The sequence below is a fragment of the Flagellimonas abyssi genome, from assembly GCF_019457905.1.
GTDB lineage: Bacteria > Bacteroidota > Bacteroidia > Flavobacteriales > Flavobacteriaceae > Flagellimonas > Flagellimonas abyssi.
This window is the reverse complement of record NZ_JAHZSV010000012.1, coordinates 56,114-80,727: the sequence shown is the minus strand read 5'-3', so window position 1 is coordinate 80,727 and position 24,614 is coordinate 56,114. Positions and strand designations below refer to the sequence as shown.

General features: G+C 43.3%; 19 protein-coding genes and 2 riboswitches. All 19 genes read right to left on the bottom strand.

Annotation, left to right across the window (positions count from 1 at the left end; all coding sequences use genetic code 11):
* Positions 1-10 precede the first annotated feature (10 nt).
* Positions 11-1,111: an acyloxyacyl hydrolase gene (locus K1F36_RS09860; RefSeq protein ID WP_220113665.1), complete on the bottom strand. Its 1,101-nt coding sequence runs from the start codon at positions 1,109-1,111 to the stop codon at positions 11-13.
* A 19-nt stretch (positions 1,112-1,130) separates the two neighbouring features.
* Positions 1,131-2,084 carry a methylenetetrahydrofolate reductase [NAD(P)H] gene (gene metF / locus K1F36_RS09855; protein ID WP_220113664.1) on the bottom strand — a complete coding sequence of 318 codons (954 nt, stop codon included), beginning with the start codon at positions 2,082-2,084 and terminating at the stop codon, positions 1,131-1,133.
* Positions 2,085-2,086: 2 nt separating this feature from the next.
* Positions 2,087-4,765, bottom strand: coding sequence for a methionine synthase (gene metH, locus K1F36_RS09850; RefSeq protein WP_220113663.1), 2,679 nt, complete (start codon positions 4,763-4,765; stop codon positions 2,087-2,089).
* 9 nt (positions 4,766-4,774) lie between these two features.
* Positions 4,775-5,776 (bottom strand): homocysteine S-methyltransferase family protein, encoded by a 1,002-nt coding sequence (locus K1F36_RS09845; RefSeq protein ID WP_220113662.1) that lies wholly within the window; start codon positions 5,774-5,776, stop codon positions 4,775-4,777.
* 94 nt (positions 5,777-5,870) lie between these two features.
* A riboswitch (SAM riboswitch) is annotated at positions 5,871-5,992 on the bottom strand.
* A 142-nt stretch (positions 5,993-6,134) separates the two neighbouring features.
* Positions 6,135-6,896, bottom strand: coding sequence for an SDR family NAD(P)-dependent oxidoreductase (locus K1F36_RS09840; protein ID WP_220113661.1), 762 nt, complete (start codon positions 6,894-6,896; stop codon positions 6,135-6,137).
* A gap of 85 nt (positions 6,897-6,981) precedes the next feature.
* Positions 6,982-7,899: a helix-turn-helix domain-containing protein gene (locus tag K1F36_RS09835; RefSeq protein WP_220113660.1), complete on the bottom strand. Its 918-nt coding sequence runs from the start codon at positions 7,897-7,899 to the stop codon at positions 6,982-6,984.
* 89 nt (positions 7,900-7,988) lie between these two features.
* Positions 7,989-9,050: an NAD(P)/FAD-dependent oxidoreductase gene (locus K1F36_RS09830; protein WP_220113659.1), complete on the bottom strand. Its 1,062-nt coding sequence runs from the start codon at positions 9,048-9,050 to the stop codon at positions 7,989-7,991.
* Between the two features lie 70 nt (positions 9,051-9,120).
* Positions 9,121-9,897 carry a uroporphyrinogen-III C-methyltransferase gene (gene cobA, locus K1F36_RS09825; RefSeq protein ID WP_220113658.1) on the bottom strand — a complete coding sequence of 259 codons (777 nt, stop codon included), beginning with the start codon at positions 9,895-9,897 and terminating at the stop codon, positions 9,121-9,123.
* Complete coding sequence (locus K1F36_RS09820; RefSeq protein WP_220113657.1) at positions 9,890-11,980, bottom strand: HEPN domain-containing protein; 2,091 nt, start codon at positions 11,978-11,980, stop codon at positions 9,890-9,892. Before K1F36_RS09820 ends, cobA begins: the two co-directional genes overlap by 8 nt.
* Before the next feature lie 74 nt (positions 11,981-12,054).
* Positions 12,055-13,302, bottom strand: a complete 1,248-nt coding sequence (locus K1F36_RS09815; protein WP_220113656.1) for a sulfate adenylyltransferase subunit 1 — start codon at positions 13,300-13,302, stop codon at positions 12,055-12,057.
* A 79-nt stretch (positions 13,303-13,381) separates the two neighbouring features.
* The gene (gene cysD, locus K1F36_RS09810; protein WP_207033842.1) at positions 13,382-14,281 is read right to left on the bottom strand and encodes a sulfate adenylyltransferase subunit CysD; all 900 of its coding nucleotides are present in this window, start codon (positions 14,279-14,281) and stop codon (positions 13,382-13,384) included.
* Between the two features lie 102 nt (positions 14,282-14,383).
* Positions 14,384-15,007, bottom strand: a complete 624-nt coding sequence (locus K1F36_RS09805; protein WP_220113655.1) for a phosphoadenosine phosphosulfate reductase domain-containing protein — start codon at positions 15,005-15,007, stop codon at positions 14,384-14,386.
* Positions 15,008-15,018: 11 nt separating this feature from the next.
* Positions 15,019-15,282, bottom strand: coding sequence for a DUF2061 domain-containing protein (locus K1F36_RS09800; RefSeq protein WP_220113654.1), 264 nt, complete (start codon positions 15,280-15,282; stop codon positions 15,019-15,021).
* 177 nt (positions 15,283-15,459) lie between these two features.
* A complete protein-coding gene (locus tag K1F36_RS09795; RefSeq protein WP_220113746.1) occupies positions 15,460-15,867 on the bottom strand; it encodes an RrF2 family transcriptional regulator in 408 nt (135 codons plus the stop codon).
* 55 nt (positions 15,868-15,922) lie between these two features.
* Positions 15,923-17,089 carry a trans-sulfuration enzyme family protein gene (locus K1F36_RS09790; protein ID WP_220113653.1) on the bottom strand — a complete coding sequence of 389 codons (1,167 nt, stop codon included), beginning with the start codon at positions 17,087-17,089 and terminating at the stop codon, positions 15,923-15,925.
* A gap of 40 nt (positions 17,090-17,129) precedes the next feature.
* Entirely contained in the window at positions 17,130-17,444 is a 315-nt protein-coding gene (locus K1F36_RS09785; RefSeq protein ID WP_220113652.1) for a GIY-YIG nuclease family protein, read from the bottom strand.
* Positions 17,445-17,557: 113 nt separating this feature from the next.
* Entirely contained in the window at positions 17,558-20,938 is a 3,381-nt protein-coding gene (gene thrA, locus K1F36_RS09780) for a bifunctional aspartate kinase/homoserine dehydrogenase I (RefSeq protein WP_220113651.1), read from the bottom strand.
* Between the two features lie 30 nt (positions 20,939-20,968).
* Complete coding sequence (locus K1F36_RS09775) at positions 20,969-22,243, bottom strand: O-acetylhomoserine aminocarboxypropyltransferase/cysteine synthase family protein (protein ID WP_220113650.1); 1,275 nt, start codon at positions 22,241-22,243, stop codon at positions 20,969-20,971.
* Positions 22,244-22,355: 112 nt separating this feature from the next.
* Positions 22,356-22,465, bottom strand: a riboswitch (SAM riboswitch).
* 112 nt (positions 22,466-22,577) lie between these two features.
* Positions 22,578-24,512 carry a CocE/NonD family hydrolase gene (locus K1F36_RS09770; RefSeq protein ID WP_220113649.1) on the bottom strand — a complete coding sequence of 645 codons (1,935 nt, stop codon included), beginning with the start codon at positions 24,510-24,512 and terminating at the stop codon, positions 22,578-22,580.
* Positions 24,513-24,614: the final 102 nt, after the last annotated feature.

The window sequence follows — 24,614 nt, the reverse complement described above, 5'->3', positions numbered from 1 at the left end:
TGTATCCTTTTCATAATCTTACCCCTATTCCAAATTCGACCGCCTCTGCCTTTGCACCGTGTGATTTTAAGGTGAGTGCTCCAAAAACCTTGTCTCCAAAATAACGTTTCATCCCAATCCGATTGTACATTCTTCCCTCAAAATCAAAAGGGTAATACACATAATACCCCAATTGGGCCACCACGCTAATTTTGTTCACAAAAAGTTCGTGGCCCAAAAATAATCCCACGCGCTTGTAATCGGTATCCGGAGCAACGTCCAATTCGGGAAATGCTATGGATTGATATCGTATCAATTCCTTTAAAAAATTGGAAAAGAACACATCGGTCCCCAACTGAATGGCACTGCGCTTGCCCAATCTTTTATCGGCATATGCAGAAACAATGGCAAAGCCATATCGGCCCATGTTGATGACATCGCTTTCGTTGGCACCTCCTCGCAACACTAAATTATATCGTATCGGTTCGCTAATTTTTCCGGTCGATTCCGGGTTCAAATATTCATATTCAGTTTCGTTGTCCAATGTGTAGTTCAATCCTAGATTAAAGGCAAACGTATTGGTGGATGTATTGGGCGCCTTAAAATTGGCATTGGAATAATGAATAAAGGATAAACCCGCATGCACGCCCAATCCTGCCACAATATTTTCTTTGTGGTAATTAAGCATCAATAGGGTACTGCTTAAAATATGGCTTCCGTAGGCGTTGTTCCTAAAATTATCTTCCTTATCATATGGATTGGTATTGTACGCCAACCCCTGTGCCACCCGCAACTGTACATTTCTTTTTAGAAGATAGAAGTTATAATGACCATACAACCCAAAATGTTCCCCAAGGGTAGCATTATTGGTATTTTGATAAGCAAAAGTGAAACCCGTATCGGGATAACCAAAATCGGCTTCCCATTCCTTATGGCCGTACGTTTTTCTACTCACCCCTAAAATAACACCAGCAGGATGATTGGTGATCAAATGGGAAATATCTGTATTGTGCAGCAAAATGGAACCATAAAACTGGGTTGCATCCAACACATATTTCTTGGGGACCTCATCGGTTTGCGCTATTCCGCAAAATGAAATCAACAACAATAACAGGCTAAGTAGGTACCTCATGGGGCACTAAAGTAGGAAATTAAAAAAGTTCCTTGGCAATTGCCTTCACATTATCTGATTTACCCATAGAATAATAATGCAATACTGGAACACCGGCCTCCCTTAATTCCTTGGACTGCTGGATAGCCCACTCCACCCCTACTTGTCGCACTTCCTTGTTGTCTTTACAAGCCTCGACAGCATTGATCAAGTCTTCTGGAAGGTCTATACTGAACACATGGGGCAGCAATTGAAGATGCCTTTTCACCGCAATGGGTTTGATTCCAGGTATTATCGGCACTTCTATGCCCATCTCACGGGCCGCTTTTACAAATGCAAAGAATTTCTGATTATCGAAAAACATTTGAGTAACCACATAATCGGCGCCCAGGTCCACTTTTTGCTTCAAACGTTTTAGGTCGGATTGCAAGGACGGGGCCTCCATATGCTTTTCTGGATAGCCTGCCACACCAATACAAAAACTGCTCAAATCGCTCGACTCGATGGTATCGTGCAGATAATTCCCATCATTAATATCCTGAATCTGTTTTACCAATTCGGTAGCATATTGATGTCCACCTTTGGTGGGGGTAAAATATTTTTCTTCTTTACGGGCATCACCGCGGAGCGCCATAACATTTTCAATCTCTAAATATTGGCAATCCACCAGAAGGTATTCTGTCTCCTCTTTGGTAAATCCTCCACAAAGCACATGGGGGACGGTATCCACATCGTATTTATGTTTCAACGAAGCACAGATACCCAAAGTACCGGGCCTGGTTCGTGTCAGCTTTTTATCCAACAATCCATCCTTTTCTTTATAGATGTACTCCTCACGGGAAGTGGTCACATCAATAAACGGAGGCTTGAACTCCATTAAAGGGTCAATGTTGTTGTACAGTTCCTGGATACTCTTTCCTTTTACGGGCGGCACAATCTCAAAACTGAACAGAGTCTCTCCGTTTGCTTTTTTTATATGGTCGGTAATTTTCATCGCTATTGGTCAACTATATTGGGAGCCAGCCACTTTTGAGCTTTCTCCAAATTTATATTTTTTCGGTCAGCAAAATCCTGGACTTGATCCTGCTCAATTTTTCCCAAGCCAAAATATTTGGCCTCTGGGTGTCCAAAATAGTACCCGCTTACACTTGCGGCAGGCCACATGGCCAAACTATCGGTCAGTTTTACACCTATTTTCTCCTCTACCTCCAACATTTCCCAAATGGTAATCTTTTCCAAATGGTCGGGACAAGCCGGGTAGCCGGGCGCTGGGCGGATACCTTGATATTTTTCCTTGATCAATTCATCATTGTCCAAGTGCTCGTCAACGGCATAGCCCCAATATTTGGTTCGTACTTCCTTATGTAAATATTCAGCGAAAGCTTCCGCAAATCGGTCCGCCAAAGCCTTGATCATGATAGAATTGTAATCATCGTGATTCTTCTCAAATTCAGCGGCCAATTCTTGCGTCCCGAATCCTGTGCTTACACAAAAGAAGCCCATATAATCCTGAATCCCGGAATCCTTTGGGGCTATAAAATCCGCCAATGCGATATTGGGCACACCTTCCCGTTTCTTCAATTGCTGGCGAAGAGTCCTAAAAATAAAGGTCTCCCCATCCTTATCAACCTCGATGTCATCCTCATTAATTTGGTTTGCAGGAAACAATCCGAAAATAGCTTTGCCCTTCAACAATTTTTCATCCAAAACTTGCTTTAAAAGTGTTTTGGCATCCTTGAAAAGTTCTTTTGCTTGCTCTCCTACCACATTATCCGTCAAAATATTTGGGTATTTGCCATGCAGGTCCCAGCTTCTAAAGAATGGGGACCAATCGATGAACTCCTCCAATTGGGTCAAATCAAAATCTTCCCATACCTCGATGCCCAACTGATTTGGTTTTTTGATATCCGATGGATTCCATTCGATTTGAAGTTTGTTTTTACGAGCCTGCTCCAAGGTCAGATACTCTTTTTGCTTGCCCCGTTTCAAAAACTTTTCCCTAAAACTCTCGTAATCCAGTTTGATGGATTTTTTATACTTGACGGAAGTATCATCTTGCAGCAAATCACCTACCACGGTCACAGCCCTTGATGCATCGTTCACGTGTACCACCGCTTGACTGTATTGCGGATCTATTTTAACCGCGGTGTGCGCCTTACTGGTAGTGGCGCCACCGATCAACAGAGGGACATCGAAGTTTTGACGCTCCATTTCCTTGGCCAAAAACACCATTTCATCCAAAGAAGGGGTAATCAATCCGCTCAAACCGATAATATCCACTTTTTCTTTCTTGGCCTTGTTGATGATTCTTTCTGGTGGCACCATCACGCCCATATCCACAATCTGATAATTGTTGCAGGCCAGGACAACACTTACAATATTCTTTCCAATATCGTGGACATCCCCTTTTACCGTTGCCATTAATATTTTACCAGCTGGTTTGGACTTTTCATCCTTTGCTGCTTCAATAAACGGCGTAAGATAGGCCACGGCCTTTTTCATCACTCGGGCGGACTTTACCACTTGTGGCAGGAACATTTTCCCGCTACCAAACAAATCTCCAACCACATTCATGCCTGCCATTAGGTTGCCCTCGATTACTTCCAAGGGTTTTGCGGCGCTTTGACGGGCTTCTTCCACATCTTCGATAATATATTGGTCGATCCCTTTGACCAAAGCCCGTGTTATACGATCTTGGAGTGGCTCCTCTCGCCAAGAGAGGTCTACCTTGCTTTCCCTTTCCTTGCCCACCACGGTCTCGGCAAATTCCAAAAGACGTTCGGTGGCATCTTCGCGCCTATTGAGCAACACGTCTTCTACATGTTCCAACAAATCTTTGGGGATATCATCGTAAACCTCCAACATAGTTGGGTTCACTATTCCCATATTCATTCCAGCTTTTATGGCGTGAAACAAAAAAGCCGAATTGATGGCTTCCCGGACTGGATTGTTTCCCCTAAAAGAGAACGAAACATTGCTCACTCCGCCGCTTACACTACAATAGGGGAGGTTTTCGCGCACCCAGCGCGTTCCTTCGATAAAATCAATGGCGTTGTTCCTGTGCTCGTCCATTCCCGTAGCGACGGGAAAAATATTCAGGTCAAAAATGATATCTTCTGGTGAAAAGTCCACCTCCTCTACCAAAATATCGTAGGAACGTTTCGCGATTTCGATACGACGTTCGTAGGTATCCGCTTGGCCCACCTCGTCGAAGGCCATGACGATAACGGCAGCACCATATCGTTTGATCAATTTGGCATGGCGCACAAACTCTTCCTTTCCTTCTTTTAGGCTGATGGAGTTCACAACACATTTTCCTTGCACCACTTGAAGTCCTGCCTCAATAATTTCCCATTTGGAACTATCGATCATAATAGGAACCCTGGCAATATCCGGTTCGGCAACAATAAGATTCAAGAACTTGACCATGGCCTCCTTGCCATCGATCAGTCCATCGTCCATATTGATGTCGATTATCTGTGCCCCGCCCTCCACTTGTTCGCGGGCAATGTCCAATGCCTCATCGAACTTTTCTTCTTTTATAAGCCTTAAAAACCGTTTGGAACCTGCCACATTGGTACGTTCCCCCACATTGATGAAATTGCTTTCGGGGGTAACGACCAAGGGTTCGAGGCCACTCAGTTTTAAGTATCGTTGTTCGTTTTTTGTTGCCATAAACTTAAACTATGCTGTGGTCAGAAGTTTTCTTGGTTGATAATCCTTAACGACATCGGCGATGGCCTTGATATGGTCTGGAGTGGTTCCGCAACAGCCGCCTACGATATTTACTAATCCTTTTTCCACATATTCCTTGATCTGTGCTGCCATTTGAGCTGGCGTTTCGTCATACTCGCCAAAGGCATTGGGCAATCCCGCATTGGGGTGGGCCGAAATGGCGAATTCTGATTTTGCCGAAACTACTTCCAAATGGGGAACCAATTGCTTGGCACCCAATGCACAGTTGAATCCCACGGATAAAATCGGGATATGGGAAATGGAAATCAAAAACGCTTCGGCGGTCTGTCCCGACAGTGTTCTTCCCGAAGCATCGGTAATGGTTCCGCTGACCATTACGGGGACTTCGATGTTACGCTCATCTTTCACTTCTTCAATGGCGAAAAGTGCGGCTTTGGCGTTCAGCGTATCAAAAATGGTCTCTACCAATAAAATATCAGCTCCACCATCGAGCAGGGCCTCAATCTGTTGTTTATATGCGATACGGAGTTCATCAAAAGAAATGGCCCTAAATCCAGGATCGTTCACATCTGGAGACATACTGGCGGTTTTATTGGTAGGACCAATGCTTCCCGCCACAAACCTTGGTTTGCTTGGGTTCTTTTTCGTGAATTCTTCGGCCACTTGCTTTGCAATCTTGGCGGATTCGTAATTCAGTTCGTATACCAATTCTTCCATGTCATAGTCTGCCATGGCAATGGTGGTACCCGAAAATGTATTGGTTTCAATAATATCGGCCCCTGCCTCCAAAAATTTTCGATGGATTTTCTTAACAGCTTCTGGCTGTGTCAAGGACAACAAATCGTTGTTTCCTTGCAGGTCACTTGGCCAATCTTTGAATCGCTCTCCCCTGAAATGCGCTTCTTGGAATTTATAGCGCTGCAACATGGTACCCATGGCTCCATCCAGCACCAAAATCCGTTTCTTCAATATGTCTTCAATATTTTCCATAGTACAATTTCCCTTCAAAAAAGGATGTAATGATATCAAGAAATGTTTGGAAGATACTGCGAAGTATTCTATACGTTATCCTTCCCCTTTGGCAGGATTATGCTCCGTACCTTCCCGATACTGCTTCAGGACAAGGGGTAGAATGTAGCACCTTCTCGAGGTCGAGGGTTGCTAAGGCTTCGCAGGGTCCAATCCCTCCACCTTTCTTGATAACACTTTCAATTTATTAATGAACTGAACTGCAAAGAAACGGCACTCGTCAACGAAAAGCAAAAAATGCCCTTGAATTTTTAGAAATACAACAATAAAAAAACGGATTGATCGCTCAACCCGTTTTCTTCAATGTTCTGTTATGTTCTTATACCATCATTCCTCCAGAAACTTCAATACGTTGGGCATTTACCCATTTGGCATCGTCAGTGCAAAGAAATGCTACTACCCCACCTATATCACTTGGGATACCCACTCTTCCAAGAGCAGTAAAATTAGCAATTGCGGTTCTTTTATCTTCATCGTTTTTGTTGGTTCCACCACCAAAATCAGTTTCAATGGCACCAGGTGCGACAACATTGGACCTTATTTGGCGTGAACCCAGTTCTTTGGCCTGATATCGCGTTAGGGTTTCAATTGCTGCTTTCATTGAACCATAAACGGAATATCCTGGAAACGAAAAGCGGGCCAATCCACTTGAAATGTTCACTATGCCTCCACCATCTGCCATGATAGGGAGAAGTTTCTGCGTGAGGAAGAACGCGCCTTTAAAGTGAATGTTCACCAAAGTGTCGAAATCCTGTTCCGTGGTCTCGGTAATGGGTGAATTGATTCCGATACCGGCATTATTGACCAAATAATCCAATGTTGTAGCATCAAAATGGGATTCGAGCACATTTTTGACCTCATCCACAAAGGCATTAAAAGTTTTGTTTTCTGCTACATCCAATTGCAATGCATAGGCCTTTTGACCAAGCTTTTCAACTTCTCTCACTGTTTTGTCCGCTTCTTCTTTATTACTTCGGTAAGTCAATAGGATGTTCAATCCTTTTTGGGCCAAGTTGATGGCCATATTTTCTCCAAGTCCGCGGCTTCCACCTGTAACCAATGCTATTTTTGCTTTGCTCATGTTAATTGATTTTTGAATTCGAAAACAAAATTAGCGTTGCATACACTCTGAACGGTTATAAGCATCAATCTGTTTTTTGCAAAAATCAAATTTTGACCGTTGACCTAAATTTTAATGGTGACCGGTTTGTATGCTTTTTAAAGAAATTTGAAAAATGGGCAACTTCCTCAAAACCCAGGCTAAAAGCAATTTCGGATATATTCCAATCACTACCATTGAGGAGCAATTTGGCCTCTTCCACCATTCTTGAATGAATAATCTCCGTAGTTGTATTTCCTGTGGTTTCTTTCAGCACCTTGTTAAGATGGTTGGGGTGGACGGCAAGTTGTTCCGCAAAATCATTTGCAGTTTTGAGCATCAATCGCTGGACAGGTGCATTAATGGGGAATTGGCGCTCCAACAGTTCCACGAACATATCCGTGATTCTAACAGCGGCATTTTTTCCGCCCTCCTTTGGTTGAACCGGATGTAACTTTTGCCCCATGTGCAACAGTTCGATTACGTAAGCCCGAATTAAATCAAACTTAAAGGGATAATCCGAGGACAACTCTTTGTCGATTTTTTGAAAAAGTTGTTCCAACTCGATATAATCTTCATCTGAAATATTGAGAATAGGATAGCCTCCAGGATGAAAAATGGGTAGGGTTTCCAAGATGATACCACTTTTGTCCTTGGATAAAAAGCTTTCTGTGAACACACAAAAATATCCTGACTGCTCATCATCTTGAGGAACATAATTGTACGGGATTTTAGGAGATGCAAACAATAGCGCCTTGTTATCTATATCGACAACCTTATCCGCATATTCTGCTCTGTTTTTTCCATTAATCAAGCTGATTTTAAAATAGGCCCGTCTATCATAACGCATCTCACCTTTGCTCAATCGCGTACGATATTCGGCAATATTAAAAACATTAAAGTGTCCAATATCCTTTCCTATGTTATCTGGAATGGGCAGGCCAAGTTTTCCGTAGAAATCTTTAAGGGTAAAAGCTACGTCCATACGTTTGTAAAATTCAAATATACCCAAAAACAAAAACACCCCTCAAAATTGCTCTTGAAAGGTGTCTTCTCTTCTAAAAACTATTATTGTTAATCGATGCTCTGCACCACTTCTTTTTTGGCTTCTTTTTTGGAACCATCAAATCCTTGTACGCCTCCAACGGTGGTATACTTCATCACGAAGCGTTTGTCTGGATTAATGATTTGATATGCATACTGGCACATTACCGCCGCCTCGTGGAATCCTGAAAGAATCAATTTCAACTTTCCCGGATAGGTATTTACATCACCAATGGCAAACACTCCCGGTAGGTTGGTCTGGTAATCCATGGCATTGTTCACCTTGATGGCATTTTTCTCGATTTCCAATCCCCAATCACCAATGGGTCCTAATTTTGGTGATAAACCAAATAATGGTATAAAGAAATCGGTCTCTACGTAGGTAGACTCCTTTTCCTCATCGTTGTACTCGATGACCACGGCATGTAAATCTTCCTGACCATGGATCTCAGTAACCTCGGCCTTAGTGAACAATCTAATTTTGCCCAACTTGGCCAACTCCCGTGCTTTCTCTACGGAGTCCAAGGCTCCTCGGAACTCATTTCTTCGGTGTACCAAAGAAACTTCGGAAGCTACATCGGCCAAGAAAATGGCCCAATCCAATGCAGAATCTCCTCCACCTGAGATAACCACTTTCTTGTCTCGGAACTGTTCAGGATCTTTGACCATATATTCCACACCTTTGCTCTCGAACAACTCAATATTTGGAATAATGGGTTTTCTTGGCTCAAAAGAACCGAGTCCGCCAGCAATTACAACCACAGGTGCGTGGTGCTGGGTTCCCTTATTGGTGGTAACGATATAAGAGCCATCTTCTTGCTTGTCCAAGGTTTCCGCACGTTCTCCCAAGGTAAAACCGGGCTCGAAGGGCTTGATCTGTTCCATTAGGTTATCTACCAACGTTCCCGCTAAAATTTCTGGATAGGCTGGAATATCGTAAATGGGTTTCTTTGGATAAATCTCCGAACATTGCCCTCCCGGTTGCGCCAAGGCATCTATTAAATGACATTTTAATTTGAGCAATCCCGCCTCAAATACGGTGAACAAACCTGTTGGCCCTGCTCCGATTATAATGATATCTGTTTTGATCATAATTCTACTTTAAATTCGTCTTAAAAGTCCCTTCGACTTCGCCCAGGGACCTAAAGAGCTGACACTTTATTTACACTTTTTCAAACACTTTTTTTCCCTGATTTTGGTATTTCTTCTGAATATCCAATATATGCTGACGATGATTTACTACCTCGCCAATCACAATAATAGCTGGATTTGACAGCTGCTGCTCCTTTGCCTTGTGCTCAATTGAAGCAACAGTGCCAATTCCAATCTTCTCGTTTTCAGTGGTACCATTTTGAATGATGGCCACTGGTATATTTTGTTTTTCTTCCTTTTTAAAGAGCTCCATGATCTCACCCAATTTGGACATTCCCATTAGGATAATGACCGTTGCATTGGATTTGGCAGCCAAGGCAACATCATTGGATAATTTATGCTCTTTGGTAGTCCCTGTTATCACCCAAAAACTTTCTGCTGCACCTCTCTTGGTCACAGGAATGTTTTGAGAGGCTGGGACCGATACAGATGATGATATTCCTGGAACCACCGCTACCTCAACTCCAAATGTTGCAGCGTGTTCCATTTCTTCGGCACCTCTACCAAATACAAAAGGGTCTCCGCCTTTTAGCCGTACTACATGTAATCCCTGACCAGCACGTTCAACAATCAAATCGTTGATTTGATTTTGTTGAAAGGAGTAACATCCTTTGCGCTTGCCAACAAACACTTTTTCAGCCTTGGTTGCATAATCCAATAGCTCTGGTGATACCAATGCATCATACAGAACTACATCTGCACTTTGCAAGGCCTTTATACCTTTAAGCGTGATTAAATCCACATCGCCCGGGCCTGCGCCCACTACGGTTAATTTTCCCCTACGCATGTTCCAACTCCATTTTTCTGAACGTTTCCAATTTGGTCAAAACCGTTTTGGCATCTTCCACATAGCTTTTCGCAAAAGCGTCGGATGGTTCGTTCTTGTTCAACTGAAGGGCTACTTTGTCAAACCCGCCCTCAAAGGCTATTTTTCCAGTCTCCACGTACAGTTCATCAAAATCCTTGATGATGCTTGCATGGGTATTCGTCTTCACTTTTTCGGAAGTCAACAAGGCCTTGGCCGAGTTCACAATGGATTGGTAGGAATAGTAAATACTTGCGGCCCATTTACCTTCTTTGATGGCCTCCTCGGCATTTTCTATCTTCTCTTGGCTTTCAAGGAAGAGGGTGGCCACTAGGTCAACGATGACCCCGGCGCATTCACCGATTCCAATCTCTTTTTTATATTTTTCCTCATTCCCCCAATCGATAAAGTCTTCTTGGGTCAGGTTGTCCACATCGGTCAAAGGCTTCAAAAAATCGTAGAAATAAATCTGTCCTTTTTCCTCGTAGTAATCCGTAAATGATGCTCCATTTCCGTTGGCTTCAAAATCATCCAAGATTAAACGTAACGCCTGTGGTCCTCGTTTACTTGGAATCTTGGCCACTTTATCGGCAAATCTCGCTTTACCATCTCCAAAGTTTCCTCCTCCCAACAACACCTGAAGCGCTGGAGCCACTAATTTATCCTTGGTTCTCACGGACATTCCTTGGAATCCGATATGGGCCATGTTATGCTGACCACATGCGTTCATACAACCGCTAATCTTAATGACCACATCTGGGTTTTTGATGTATTGAGGGTATTCCGCTTTGATGACTCTTTCCAACTCATCTGCGATTCCCGTACTACTGGCAATCCCAAGGTTACAGGTGTCGGTCCCTGGGCATGCGGTGATGTCCAATGCTTTATTATAACCTGCTTCGGCAAAGCCCAGTTTTTTCAACTCCTGATAAAAGAAGGGCACTAACTCTTCTTTTACGTAGGGAATCAATATGTTTTGTCTCAACGACAAACGAATTTCCCCAGCTGCATAATCCTGCACCAATTTGGCAAGTTCACGAGCCTTATCGGTATAAAAATCACCCAAAAGCACTTTAATTCCAATGGCCACGTAGCCTTCTTGCTTTTGAGGCACCAAGTTGGTGGATTTCCATTCCTCGAAAGCATTTTGGTCTTCGATGGAAACTTCGGGAATTTCAATTTCGGCAACCTTTACTTTAGGATAATTGGCAATATTAATGGGATAGGTTTTGTTTGGAATCGCGGTCTGTTCTTCTTCCAACAATTCTTTAAAACCATCAAGCCCCAAATCCTTCAATAAAAACTTCATACGGGCCTTTGCCCTACTCTTGCGCTCGCCATATCTGTCAAACACACGGATAACACCTTCCATTAATGGAATTATTTTATCGGTGGGCAAAAAGCTATATAATTCATCGGCGTGACGTGGCTGCGAACCTAGGCCTCCGGCCAACATCACTTTAAATCCACGTTCACCATCTTTTTCTTTGGCGATAAAACCAAGATCGTGCATGTAAGAAAGTCCAGTATCAGCATCACTTGCAGAGAAAGAAACCTTGAATTTTCTTCCCATTTCCTGACCTATCGGGTTTCTTAAAAAATATTCGAAAACCGCTTGTGCATAAGGGGAAACATCGAAAGGTTCGTCCACGTCTATTCCTGCGGTTTCACTTGCAGTTACGTTACGAACGGTATTTCCACAAGCTTCGCGAATGGTTACATCATCTCTTTCCAATTGTGCCCAAAGTTCAGGAGTACGTTCCAACTCCACGTAGTGAATCTGGATATCCTGACGGGTAGTGATATGCAATCGTCCACGAGAATATTCATCCGACACATCGGCAATTCGGAGCAATTGATTGGAGGTCACCTTACCATAGGGCAATTTGATTCGAATCATTTGCACACCAGGTTGACGCTGTCCATAAACTCCACGTGCCAAACGTAGGCTACGGAATTTTTCCTCGTCCACTTCCCCACCTTTGAACTGGCGAATTTTTTTCTCCAATTCAATGATATCCTTCTCTACAACTGGGTTTTCTATCTCTGTTCTAAAACTTTGCATAATCTAGTTTTCCTATCTTTTTAATAGAGTTAAATTAAATAAACTCCTTGTTCTTACATCTAAGTGCAAGACTTTTATTCTATAAATCCAACACCTGCCGTTGTGTTTGTTCGGCTGTCGATTATGATAAAAGACCCGTTGGTGCGATGGTCTTTGAACCTATCATAAAAAATAGGTTTGTTCAGCCTTAAACGCACTTTGGCGATATCGTTCATTTGAAGAGAGGTAACATTCTCCTCTATTCCTGAATAATCAGGGTGAATTTTATGTTCAATGGCATCGACCTTGGCCAGCACCTTATTTACTCCGTGCTGCAAGGTATACTTGCCGCCGGGAGTGAAACTCGCACTATCCATCCAAGAAATGGTTGCCGTAAGCTGTTTGTCGATTGTTGGCAAATCATTTGCCTTGACCAACATATCGCCTCTACTTACATTTACCTCATCTTCCAAAGTAATGGTCACCGAAGATCTCCGAGGTGCTGTTTTGTATTGTTTATTGTAAAAATAAATGTCCTTGATTGTAGAACGGGTCATTGATGGCAACACCACCACTTCGTCCCCTACGCTCAGTTCTCCGCCATATACCTTTCCTGCAAATCCACGGAAATCGTGAAAGTCATCAGTTTTGGGACGAATCACATACTGAACCGGGAAACGTGGCGTACCTGTATTGTAGATATCCTTCTGGTCCAATTCTTCCAAATGCTCCAAAAGCGTTTGGCCTTTGTACCAAGGTGTCTTTTCTGAAGCATTCACCACATTATCCCCTTTCAACGCACTTACCGGGATGAATGTGATATTTTGGTCTTGGTAATCCCTCTTTTTCATCAACTCCTCAAAATCTGCTTTGATTTTGTTGTAGGTTTCTTCGGAGAAATCGACAAGGTCCATTTTGTTGATGGCCACGATTACGTCCTTTATGCGAAGCAGGTTATTGATAAAAAAGTGACGGTGTGTCTGCTCGATAACACCTTTTCGAGCATCTATCAAAATAATGGATGCCTGAGAAGTCGAGGCTCCCGTAACCATGTTTCGGGTATATTCCACATGGCCTGGTGTATCGGCAATAATGTAACTTTTTGACGGTGTTGAAAAGTAAATGTGAGCCACATCAATGGTGATGCCCTGCTCTCTTTCGGCCACCAATCCATCGGTTGCCAAGGAAAAATCGAGGTAGTCGTATCCCTTTTGCTTACTTGTTCGTTCAATGGCCTCCAACTTATCGTCGGTCATTGATTTTGTATCGTAAAGCAGTCTTCCTATCAAGGTACTTTTACCGTCGTCTACACTTCCTGCTGTTGCTATTTTTAAAACTTCCATATGTTGTTGTTCGTTAATGGTTATTCGTTATTGGTCGTCAATCCTTCAAAAAACAACCAACTATAAACTATCAACCATTTTAAAAGTATCCTTGTTGTTTACGTTTTTCCATGGCCGCCTCGGAACGCTTATCGTCGATACGGGCGCCTCTTTCGGATATTCTGGAATCCCTGATTTCCGCCACCACTTTATCGATGGTATCGGCATGGGATTCGACGGCTGCGGTACAGCTCATATCACCAACAGTCCTAAAGCGAACCATTCTTTCTTCAACTTGTTCGTCATCGGCCCTAAATACCACATCATCTTCTGCCGACCAGATCAATCCATCTCGCAAGAAAGTATTTCTTTTATGCGCAAAATAGATGGATGGAATCTCGATTTGTTCTTTTTGGATATAGCTCCAGACATCCAATTCCGTCCAGTTACTTATTGGGAATACTCTTACATTCTGACCAATTTCGATTTCTCCATTGAGCATATCGAACAATTCAGGTCGTTGGTTTTTTTCGTCCCACTGACCAAAATCGTCACGCACTGAAAAAATACGTTCCTTGGCCCTTGCCTTTTCCTCATCGCGTCTTGCACCACCGATACAGGCATCAAACTTGAATTCTTCAATGGCATCGAGCAAGGTCGTGGTCTGAAGCATGTTGCGACTGGCGTACTTGCCTGTTTCTTCTACCACTTTTCCCTCGTCGATGGAATCCTGAACGTTTCTCACGATCAATTCCACTCCGAGTTCTTCCACTAATCTGTCCCTAAACTCTATGGTTTCGGGAAAATTATGGCCTGTATCAATATGCATCAATGGAAAAGGAATCTTGGCTGGCCAAAATGCTTTTTGGGCCAAACGTACCAAGGTGATTGAATCTTTTCCTCCAGAAAATAACAACACTGGTTTTTCAAACTGTGCGGCTACTTCTCGAATAATGTAAATGGCTTCATGCTCCAAAGCGTTTGCCGTGGGTCTTTCCACCCCGTTCAAGATCTCTGGTTTTTTAATTTCTTCTGCAAGTGTGCTCAAGGCTATATCTTTTTATATCCATCACCCTAATATTCAGGTGATAATTCATATTATTTAGGTGTGCAGACCGCATTCGCGGTTCGCCAATACTTTTGTCGGGTCAAAATATTTATGTTCGTTGGGCAATTGACGCTCTTTTAAATAGGCATCCAATTGGGTATCGCTCCAGTGATAAAAAGGGCTCACTTTTAGAACACCATCCTTACTCATGCTCAACACATCCAAGGAATCTCTGTGGGCGGTCTGACCTTTGCGCAGGTTGGTGAACCATACATCGGGTTTGTGCTCTTCCATAGCTCTTCGGAACGGCTCCAACTTTACCTGCTCTGTAAACTCTTGGTGCAGCGGGTCGTCTATTTGAGGGATTCCCATAACGGCATCGCGATGGGAACTCGTTTGCTTGGGGACGTACAATTTAACGTTGAGTCCCAAACGGGCAATCAATTCCTCCGCATGTTTATAGGTCTGTGGGGTGTTGTACCCAGTATCGCACCAAATTACAGGAATGCTCTTGTCCACTTCGGTCACCGCGTGCAGAATTGCAACCTCGTATGGCCTAAAATTAGTTGTGACGACAGGTTTTTTTCCATGGTTAATGGCCCATGAAATAATTTCTTCTGGTGGAATGCCCTTGAATTGGCGGTTTAAATTCTGTATTTCCTCTTGTGTCAATGCCATTGCCCTAACTTTTATTTACCCCATTTTATAGAGTTCCAGATTCTTTCGTGAAAAAAATAAAGCACCATTTTGGTGACAAGCTCCACCAAACCAATTGAAAATGCCAAGCTCAATGTTCCTGTTACAAGCCATGATATGATAATGGTATCGACGGTTCCAACTATCCTCCAACTGATAGATTTTGCTATACTCCTTTTTGGACTCTCCGACGCACTGTCCTTAGTGTACGTGCTTTGCTGTTTTTCGCCTTTTATAATCAACTGATCGGTAATCATTTTTAAACTTTTATTATCCTACCAAATTGATAGGAATTTCAAAAGTAAAATTATTTTTCTGAAGAAAAAGCAAAATGAACCATAAATTTACTTTTACCCTATAGTTTTAGTAGATTATCGATAATCGATAGGGAATTTTGAGAATTTTTAAGCTAAAAATAACCGTGAAGCATTGATTTAGAGCAAATCGGCCAGTGTATTATTTCGGTAAACATCGAGTGCACTGTCCCTTACCTGAAGCATTAATTTGTGCACGGAGCATTCGTCTTCATCTGGACAGTCATCACATTTTTCGTAGAAATTCAAGCTTACACAGGGTACCATGGCGATGGGGCCTTCCAGAACACGCATCACGGTGGTCATATGAATCTCATTCGGCTCTTTGATCAAATAGTAACCTCCGCCTTTGCCTTTTTTAGACCCCAGCAATCCGTTTCGGCGAAGGGTAAGTAAAATACTTTCCAGAAACTTTTGGGAGATATTCTCGCACTTGGCGATTTCTGCAATCTGCACAGGTTCCCTATCCTTTACTTTGGCAAGAAACGTAAGTGCCTTTAATCCATATTTTGTCTTCTTGGAGAGCATCATACGAAGATAGGGAAATTTGGCAATCCACCTTCAAAACCAGCTTGCAGAAAGATTATCCCAAAGCCTGCTCAATATCCGCAATAATATCATCAATATGTTCCAAGCCTACCGAAATCCGAACCATTCCATCCGAAATTCCAACGGCATTGCGCTCTTCTGTGGTCAGTTTGCTGTGCGTCGTGGAAGCAGGGTGCGTAACGATACTTCGAGCATCTCCCAAGTTTGCCGATAATGATAACAATTGTATACTGTCAAAAAATTCCCGGCCGGCTTCCAGGCCGCCTTTTACTTCAAAAGCCACAACGCAGCCGCCTGCTTTCATCTGTTTTTTGGCGACTTCATATTTTGGATGCGACTTCAAAAATGGATATTTCACCCATTCAACCTTATCGTGACTTTCCAAATAGGTTGCCAATTTCAAAGCGTTCTCACAGTGTCTATCCACCCGAATCGCCAAGGTTTCCAAGCTTCTGGACAACACCCATGCATTGAACGGTGACAAAGCAGGTCCCGTAATTCGGGAAAAACGGTACACTTTGTCCATCAATTCTCCACCACCCACGGTAATTCCGGCCAAAACCCTTCCTTGTCCATCCATCAACTTGGTTCCCGAGTGAATAACCAAATCCGCTCCAAATTTAATCGGCTGTTGCAAATACGGTGTCGCAAAACAGTTATCGACAATAAAGATAAGATCATGCTTTTTGGCAATTTTGGCCAACACTTCCAAATCCAAGACATCCACACCTGGGTTGGTCGGAGTCTCGGCATAAAGTATCTTGGTATTTGGTTTGATCAAACCTTCTATTTGAGACAGATCATTGGCATCAAAATAACTGGTTTCGATGTTCCACTTTGGAAAAAACTGCGTGAACAGGGTGTGCGTGGACCCAAAAATACTTTTGGAAGATATCACGTGATCGCCCGTATCCAATAAAGCAGCCAAAGTTGAAAAAACGGCTGACATACCGGAGGAGTAAGCAAAACCGCTCTCAGCCCCTTCCATCTGGCAAACCCTTTCAATGAGTTCGTTGGAATTGGGGTTGGAATACCTGGAATAAATATTCCGTTGCTTCTCCTCGGCGAAGGAAGCACGCATGTCCTCCGCATCTTCAAAAACAAAACTGGAGGTCATATAAATGGGGCTGGAATGCTCCAAGTTTTGACTGCGCTCCATCTGCGTTCTTATTGCTTGCGTCTCGAATTTTTTGCCTTTCATTTCAGTTCAATTTTAGGTGGCTGAGCGTAGTCGAAGCCACTTATTTTTTCTCCTTATAATATCTAAAATTCGTCTCGTTCTTGCACTCGGACAAATTTGGCAGCGCATCAAACTCTCCTGTTATCAACGCCTTCTTTTTTAGCCTAGACCATCCTTGAACTTGCTTTTCGCGTTCGAAGGCTTTTGCAATACTCAAATACTCTTCAACATACAACCACTCCACAGGCAACCTCTTTTTGGTATGATTGGCACCCCGCCCATATTGATGTTCCTTTAACCGTTTATCCAAGTCAATAGTGCTCCCTGTATAAAAACTACCATCTGAACATTTCAATATGTAGACGTATCCTTTCATTTTAATTGTGGCTTCGACTACGCTCAGCCACCGTAACGATTTTTTTACTAGCTATTTAGACTACGCTCAGCCACCGAAACTCCTAAATTACAGGTAGCTGAGCGAAGTCGAAGCTATATTTTCTCTGCTATTCTTAAAATGTCACCAAATACACCTCTTGCTGTTACAGCGGCTCCTGCACCTGCTCCTTGAATTACCAAGGGATGTTCTCCATAGGATTCTGTATAAATCTCAATAATGGAATCGGAACCTTTCACCTGCCCCAAAGCGCTTTCTTTGGGCACAGACACCAATTGTACGTCCAAAATACCTTTGTCCTGTTGCAAATCGCCATGTAAATCACCTATATAGCGAAGCACGTGTCCTTGTTTCTGGTCTTCTTTAATTTTCTTATAAACATCATCCATCTCCCCTATTCGTCCCATGAATTTCTCAAAATCCAAAGTTCGTAGTTCTTCTGGAATCAAGTTTTGTACATCAATATCCGAAAACTCGTTCTGAAGGTCCAATTCTCTGGCCAAAATCAAAAGTTTTCTTCCCACATCGTTACCGGACAAATCTTCTCTTGGGTCGGGTTCGGTAAAGCCGCTTTCCATAGCCTCCTTTACGATTTCTGAAAAAGAAACATCTTTCTCGGAAAAGGTGTTGAAAATATAGCTTAACGATCCCGAAAACACGCCTTTGATTCTAGTGATGTTCTCACCGGACAAATGCAACAGTTTGATGGTATCTATCAATGGGAGCCCTGCCCCCACGTTGGTTTCGTAGAGGTATTGCTTTTGATTCTTGTCCAAACACGCCCGCACCGACTTGTATTTCTCAAAGCTCAACGTATTTGCAATTTTGTTTGATGAAACCAAGTCAAAACCGTGCTCAATCAATGATTCGTATTGCTCAACAAAGGTTTTGCTCGCCGTGTTATCCACAGCAATCAGGTTTTCCAAATGATGTTGTTTCGCAAATGCGGTAATATCTTCAAGTTGATAAGGCTGTCCCTCGTTTTCCAAACGTTCTTTCCAATCAGCACCAACTCCCGAAGCATCCAAAAGCACTTTTTTGGAATTTGCCACGGCAAACACTTTTAAATCAATACTTTTTCGGTCTTCGATACTATTTTTTGAATCCAGAATTTGACTGATCAGCGTTCCGCCGACATTGCCGTGTCCAAACAACGCCAAATTGATTTTCCTGGCGATTCCGAAAATCTGTCCGTGAATCACATTGATGGCCTTGTTCAAGTCGGACTTTTTCACCACCATGCTCACGTTCTTCCCGGTTACCGTATTGTTGAACAGTAAGGGCGTGATTTGGTTCTTCGCCAAGGCATTGAAGGGTTTGTGAAAACTGCTCAAATCCATTCCGACAATGGAAATGACCGAAACATCCTTGACCACTGAAATCTGGTTGATGTCTTTCGAAGAGTAATCCGTCTCAAACTCTTGGTCGAGCACTTTTTTGGCTTTGTCCGCTTTGGATGCATCAACCACGAGACCGATGCCCCGTTCCGAAGATCCTTGAGAAACAATACCTACGCTGATACCATTTTGGCCCAATGCCCTAAAAATACGCATGTCCACACCCACTTTACCAAGCAGTCCCCTACCCTCCAAATTGATGAGGGCCATATTGTCGAGCACTGAAAGGGATTTAATTCCTCCATTATCACTTTTTGGACCAATTAAAGTGCCTTCGTTATCATCGTTGAAGGTGTTGCATATGCGCAATGGAATGTTTTTCTCGATCAGTGGAATTATGGTCTTCGCGTGCAAAATATTCGCTCCGAAATTGGCGAGCTCATTGGCCTCGCCATAGGAAATCACATCTATTAATCGTGCATCTGCCACCAAATCCGGATTGGCCGTGAAAATACCATCCACGTGGGTGTAATTGATCAACTCACCCGCATCCAAAAAATTGGCCAGCAGCGCTGCGGAATAATTGCTCCCGTTCCTGCCCAAAGTGGTCGTTGAACCATCACGGTTGGAACCAATAAAACCAGTGACTATCGGAATGGTATCCTTTTCCAGTGCATGGAAATATCGAAGTACATTTTCTTTGGAGGCACCTTGATCTACTTCGGCATTGCTATAATTGTCATCCGTGCTGATCAACTTTCGAGAATCCAAAAGCTTTGCTTTTAACCCAGATGCATTGAGCGAGGCCGTCACATATTTGGCGGACAACAATTCTCCAAAGGATAAGATTTCATCCTTCGTTTTTAAGCTGTAGTCTCCGGTCAGGGAAACCCCGTTCAATATTTTTTCTATGGTCGCCAGCTCTTCATCAATGTCCACACCATCAAAATTGTTTTTTTGATAATCGGCAAACTTCTTTAAATCAGTTTGAAAATCAGCTCCCTTGGCCGCTTTTTCGAGCAAGTTTTCCAGTTGGTCCGTTGCCTTGCCACGAGCGGAAACCACAACGGCAAAGCGTTCTTCCGCTTCAAACCTTTGGGTGATAATTTTCAATACACGCTGAATACCCTCTCCGTTGGCCAAGGATTTCCCGCCAAACTTCAATATTTTGATACGTTCGGTATTCTTTTGGAAAACAGTCTCCAACAATTTTTCCAATTGTTCAAACTCCATCAAAAAGGCATCGTGACCATGTACGGATTGCACCTCGCCATAAGTCACATTGGTATTGGCTTGGGCCAATCTTTTAAATGTCTCCTTGTTCTCCTCCGCCGTGAAGAACAAATCGGAATTGACCCCGATGATGTGGATTTTGGTGTCGCTCTCCTGCAATGCCTTGAAAGCTTCTTCCCCATTTCTGGTTATATCGATGGATTTCAACAGTTGGTTCATCAACTTATAGGCCGATAGCTGAAAACGCTCTTGCAACTTTTCACCGTGGTGCATCAACCAAGATTCCACATTGAAAACCTGTAGCTCTTCGTTGGTGCTTCGCTTAAATCTTTCTTTGAAGGATTCCGGTGTTCGGTAGCACAACATCGCATGCATACGGGCATCGTGCACGGGCTGTTTGGAATTGACCAAAAACTGCTCTTGAATCTGACAGTTGGCAATCAGCCAATCCGTGGATTTCCAATCGGATGCCACGGGAATCAAATGCTCCGTGATATTTGGGTTGATGGCCGCCATTTCCCAAGCAATTCCACCACCCAAAGAGCCGCCGATAATGGCGAACAGTTTATCGATCTTTAATTGCTCCAATCCCCAAAGAAAAATTCTGGCGATATCCCCTGCCACAAAATCCTTGTAGTTTTCGATGATGAAACCATCAAAACCATTTCCAGGAATATTGAACGATAATATGGTGTACTTCTCGGTATCGATACATTTTCCATCCCCGATCAGATCAGACCACCATCCATCTTTCCCCGCTACATTGGAATTGCCCGTAAGCGCGTGGTTCACCAAAATGATGGGTGCCGTGTGCAAGGGTTTACCAAAAATTTGATATGACAACTTCAGGTCTTGGGCAACACCACTTTGGGTGGTAAATTGTTCTATGTTTAAATGCTGCAGCATAACTCTTCTACGACGTTAATCTATTAATCATTAAATGGCGGCAAAAGCCTGCTCCAAATCAGCTTTCAAGTCTTCGATATCCTCCAGACCTACCGACAAACGTATTAAATCTTGAGAAACACCGGCGCTTTGCTGCTGCTCTTCATTCAATTGCTGGTGCGTGGTACTGGCAGGGTGTATAATCAAGGATTTGGTATCTCCAATATTGGCCAACAGCGAGAATATTTTCGTGGCGTCCGTCAGCTTTTTTGCGGCTTCAAATCCACCTTTGACCCCAAAGGTAACGATTCCACTCTGGCCTTTAGGCAGATACTCTTTTGCCAAGTCGTTGTACTTACTACTTTTTAATCCGGGATAATTGACCCAAGCAACCTCTTCCCTATTCTCCAGCCATTCAGCCAAGTCCAAGGCATTTATACTGTGCTGTTTGATACGCACCGGCAAAGTTTCCAACCCTTGCAAAATCTGAAAAGCGTTGAACGGACTCAAAGCTCCACCAAAGTCGCGCAGTCCCTCCAAAATCAGCTTAAAGGTAAAGGCTGGCGCACCCAGGGCTTCATGGTACACCAAACCGTGGTAACCTGCAGAGGGCTCTGTAAACTCAGGAAATTTTCCGTTGGCCCAGTCAAAGGTACCGGCATCGATAATGGCACCACCAAGAGAGTTACCCTGACCACCAATATATTTTGTTAGGGAATGAATCACCAAATTGGCACCATGCTCAATAGGGTTCAACAAACCTGGCGTAGCTACCGTATTGTCAACAATAAATGGTACTTGTGCCTCTTTGGCTTCCTTGGATATTCTTTTTAGATCAAGCACATCCAACTTCGGATTCCCCAAAGATTCCACAAAAAAGGCCCGCGTATTATCTTGAACGGCAGCTGCAAAATTGGAAGGGTTGGAGGCATCCACAAAAGTGGTGGTAATGCCCAATCTTGGTAGGGTCACATTCAATAAATTATAGGTACCTCCATACAAACTACTAGAAGCCACAATATGGTCTCCCGCTTTCAGAAGCGTCATTAAACTAGTAGAAATGGCAGCTGTCCCGGAAGCAAACACCACTGCTCCTATTCCTCCTTCAATAGCTGCCAAACGGTCTTGTAAAATCTGGTTGGTAGGATTGTTCAATCGGGTGTAGATAAAGCCCAACTCTGCCAATGAAAATAAATTGGCCGCATGGTCCGTATTGTTGAACACATACGAAGTGGACTGATAAATGGGTACGGCCCTTGTACCTCCGTTAACGGTTACATCGTGGCCAGCATGTAGAGCATTGGTTGAAAATTTTTGATCACTCATGACTTTTGTTGCTTGAATTGTTAAATTTTTAAATTAAAAAGTCAAACCCTTCGGCATGGGCCGTAGGAAAATCAAAAAGTTATAAGAAAGTAAAATCGAAAAATGTCGATTGTCGTTATCTATACCCTAAAGTGGGATAGAATGTAGCACCTTCTCGGCATCAGGGGCCAAGGGTTGCTAAGGCTTCATCGGGTCTATTCCCTCCGCCTTTCTTGATAACTAATCAATACGTGTTTGAACTTCGTGGGACAAATATACTGATGGAAAGATTGATTTTCCTAATCTTTTGAAAAAAATTCCTCAAAAGACTTTGTCTCACGAACTTCCATATTTTTTATTTCAATACCGTAAACTCAATATTGGAATCGGTGAAAACGGTATGTGTCTGTGTCTTGAAATCGGATTCGTCCGCCTTAAAGATGTTGTCCACATAAGTTTGTGGATTCAAATCGATAAGCGGGAACCAGGTGCTCTGTACCTGAATCTGCAATTTGTGCCCTTTTTTGATGGTATGGAACACATCCTGAAGCTTTATGTTCACATCCGTCTTCTCATTCGGAGTGAAGGGTTCCGGTTCGGAAAAACTATTTCTGAACCGACCGCGAAGCACTTCGCTCCTTACCATTAAATGGTAATAGCTCATTTTAAGGTGATCTTGCATTTCCTCATTGGTCTCGGCATTGGCTGGGTGCACATCGATGACCTTTACAATCCAATCGGCTGCGGTTCCCGTGGTCGCCACTTTCAAATGGGCCATAATGTCTCCTGCCAAGGTCAGGTCTTCGTCCATTACATCGGTTTCAAACACCAAAACATCGGAACGTCGGGCGGCAAAGCGCTGATCGTCCGTCATGTATTTTCTTGGGGTAAAAACGGTCTTTACATCCTCGGAATAGGGAACCGGCTTCTTTATATCGCTGATAAACTGAATTCCAGTAATTCCTTTTTGCTCTGAGGTGAGTTCTTGATCATCCGACAGATACATGGTTTGTTTGGCAGCATTTTCCGGAGGCCAAGTATCGTAGGTTTTCCATTCTTTTTTACCGGTATCAAAAACGTAGGCCTCTGGCAATCCAGAGTTTTTATCGCCCTCGCCTTTCAAAAAATGGTTGAAGAACTTGGTTTCGATATCTTTCTGATAAAACAACGAAATGGAATCGCCGAAATAGTAGTTGCCCACCACGTTACGTTCCTTGTCACGAGCCCACCCCCCATGGTCCCATGGTCCGAAAACCATGGTATTATAATTCCCTTCGTTATATTTTTCAATGTTCTTGTAGGTCTCCAACGGCCCGTACAGATCTTCAGCGTCAAACCAACCGCCGACAACCATAGTGGCCACACTGCTCTTCACATCTTTCAAATGCTGGATCAAGCCTTTGCTCTGCCACATTTCATCGTAATTCGGATGCTCCTTGAGCTCGTTCCAGAAATAATCGTCGGTTACTCCCTCTGGCCGCATGTTAGGGGTATCGGCCGTTTCATATTCGAAGAAATAATCCAGATTCTTCAATGGTCCTGCATCCAAGAAGAACTGGTACTGATCTTCTGTTGGCAGGTTTGGAAGCGTATACCAAGCCGTGTCGATGGGCTGATCCCCATTGGGGCGCGGCGTTCCAAAAAGCGAAGTGGCCCTAAAATAGCTCAACAAATAGGCTCCGTTATGGTGAAAATCATCAAAAAAGAAATCCCCGATACAGGCCTGTGGTGAAGCGGCTTTCAAAGCGGGGTGGGCATCCACGGTGGCATAGGTGGCGTAATACCCGGGATACGAAATCCCCCAAATACCCACATTGCCGTTATTGTTTTCCACATTGTTGACCAGCCACTCAATGGTATCGTAGGTATCCGAACTCTCGTCCACTTGCTCATCCGAGGTTTTGTTGGGAATGTAGGCACGCATATTCACGTAATGGCCTTCACTGAGCCATCTTCCCCGAACATCTTGGTAAACAATGATGTTCCCTTCTTTCATCAAATGCTCGTTCGGACCAATTCTCGTCCTAAAGTTTCCTTCTCCATAAGGCTGTGAGCTATAGGGCGTACGTTGCAGAATGATAGGATATTTTTTGGAAGTGTCCTTTGGTGAATAGATTGTGGTATGCAATGTAATACCATCGCGCATTTCAATGTCCACCTCTTTTTTGGTGTAATTGTCGGCTACGTAGGTATCGACTTCTTGCACCTCAGTCTTGGTGGTCTCTTTACAGCTGACGGTCACCGTCAACATTAAAACACCTAGCAATAGAATTCTAACGGAACTTCTCATATCTAAAACTTTTTATAGGCTAAAGCTACTAAAGTTGGCTGGAGTATACCAATAAAAAAAGGAGCCTCATGGAAGCTCCTTTGTATGTGTTGATTCTGATAG

What these genes read in the sequence shown, in the direction of transcription:
- K1F36_RS09860 (WP_220113665.1), bottom strand. Translation starts at nt 1,111, where the DNA reads ATGAGGTACCTACTTAGCCTGTTATTGTTGTTGATTTCATTTTGCGGA.
- metF (WP_220113664.1), bottom strand. Translation starts at nt 2,084, where the DNA reads ATGAAAATTACCGACCATATAAAAAAAGCAAACGGAGAGACTCTGTTC.
- metH (WP_220113663.1), bottom strand. Translation starts at nt 4,765, where the DNA reads ATGGCAACAAAAAACGAACAACGATACTTAAAACTGAGTGGCCTCGAA.
- K1F36_RS09845 (WP_220113662.1), bottom strand. Translation starts at nt 5,776, where the DNA reads ATGGAAAATATTGAAGACATATTGAAGAAACGGATTTTGGTGCTGGAT.
- K1F36_RS09840 (WP_220113661.1), bottom strand. Translation starts at nt 6,896, where the DNA reads ATGAGCAAAGCAAAAATAGCATTGGTTACAGGTGGAAGCCGCGGACTT.
- K1F36_RS09835 (WP_220113660.1), bottom strand. Translation starts at nt 7,899, where the DNA reads ATGGACGTAGCTTTTACCCTTAAAGATTTCTACGGAAAACTTGGCCTG.
- K1F36_RS09830 (WP_220113659.1), bottom strand. Translation starts at nt 9,050, where the DNA reads ATGATCAAAACAGATATCATTATAATCGGAGCAGGGCCAACAGGTTTG.
- cobA (WP_220113658.1), bottom strand. Translation starts at nt 9,897, where the DNA reads ATGCGTAGGGGAAAATTAACCGTAGTGGGCGCAGGCCCGGGCGATGTG.
- K1F36_RS09820 (WP_220113657.1), bottom strand. Translation starts at nt 11,980, where the DNA reads ATGCAAAGTTTTAGAACAGAGATAGAAAACCCAGTTGTAGAGAAGGAT.
- K1F36_RS09815 (WP_220113656.1), bottom strand. Translation starts at nt 13,302, where the DNA reads ATGGAAGTTTTAAAAATAGCAACAGCAGGAAGTGTAGACGACGGTAAA.
- K1F36_RS09805 (WP_220113655.1), bottom strand. Translation starts at nt 15,007, where the DNA reads ATGGCATTGACACAAGAGGAAATACAGAATTTAAACCGCCAATTCAAG.
- K1F36_RS09800 (WP_220113654.1), bottom strand. Translation starts at nt 15,282, where the DNA reads ATGATTACCGATCAGTTGATTATAAAAGGCGAAAAACAGCAAAGCACG.
- K1F36_RS09795 (WP_220113746.1), bottom strand. Translation starts at nt 15,867, where the DNA reads ATGCTCTCCAAGAAGACAAAATATGGATTAAAGGCACTTACGTTTCTT.
- K1F36_RS09790 (WP_220113653.1), bottom strand. Translation starts at nt 17,089, where the DNA reads ATGAAAGGCAAAAAATTCGAGACGCAAGCAATAAGAACGCAGATGGAG.
- K1F36_RS09785 (WP_220113652.1), bottom strand. Translation starts at nt 17,444, where the DNA reads ATGAAAGGATACGTCTACATATTGAAATGTTCAGATGGTAGTTTTTAT.
- thrA (WP_220113651.1), bottom strand. Translation starts at nt 20,938, where the DNA reads ATGCTGCAGCATTTAAACATAGAACAATTTACCACCCAAAGTGGTGTT.
- K1F36_RS09775 (WP_220113650.1), bottom strand. Translation starts at nt 22,243, where the DNA reads ATGAGTGATCAAAAATTTTCAACCAATGCTCTACATGCTGGCCACGAT.
- K1F36_RS09770 (WP_220113649.1), bottom strand. Translation starts at nt 24,512, where the DNA reads ATGAGAAGTTCCGTTAGAATTCTATTGCTAGGTGTTTTAATGTTGACG.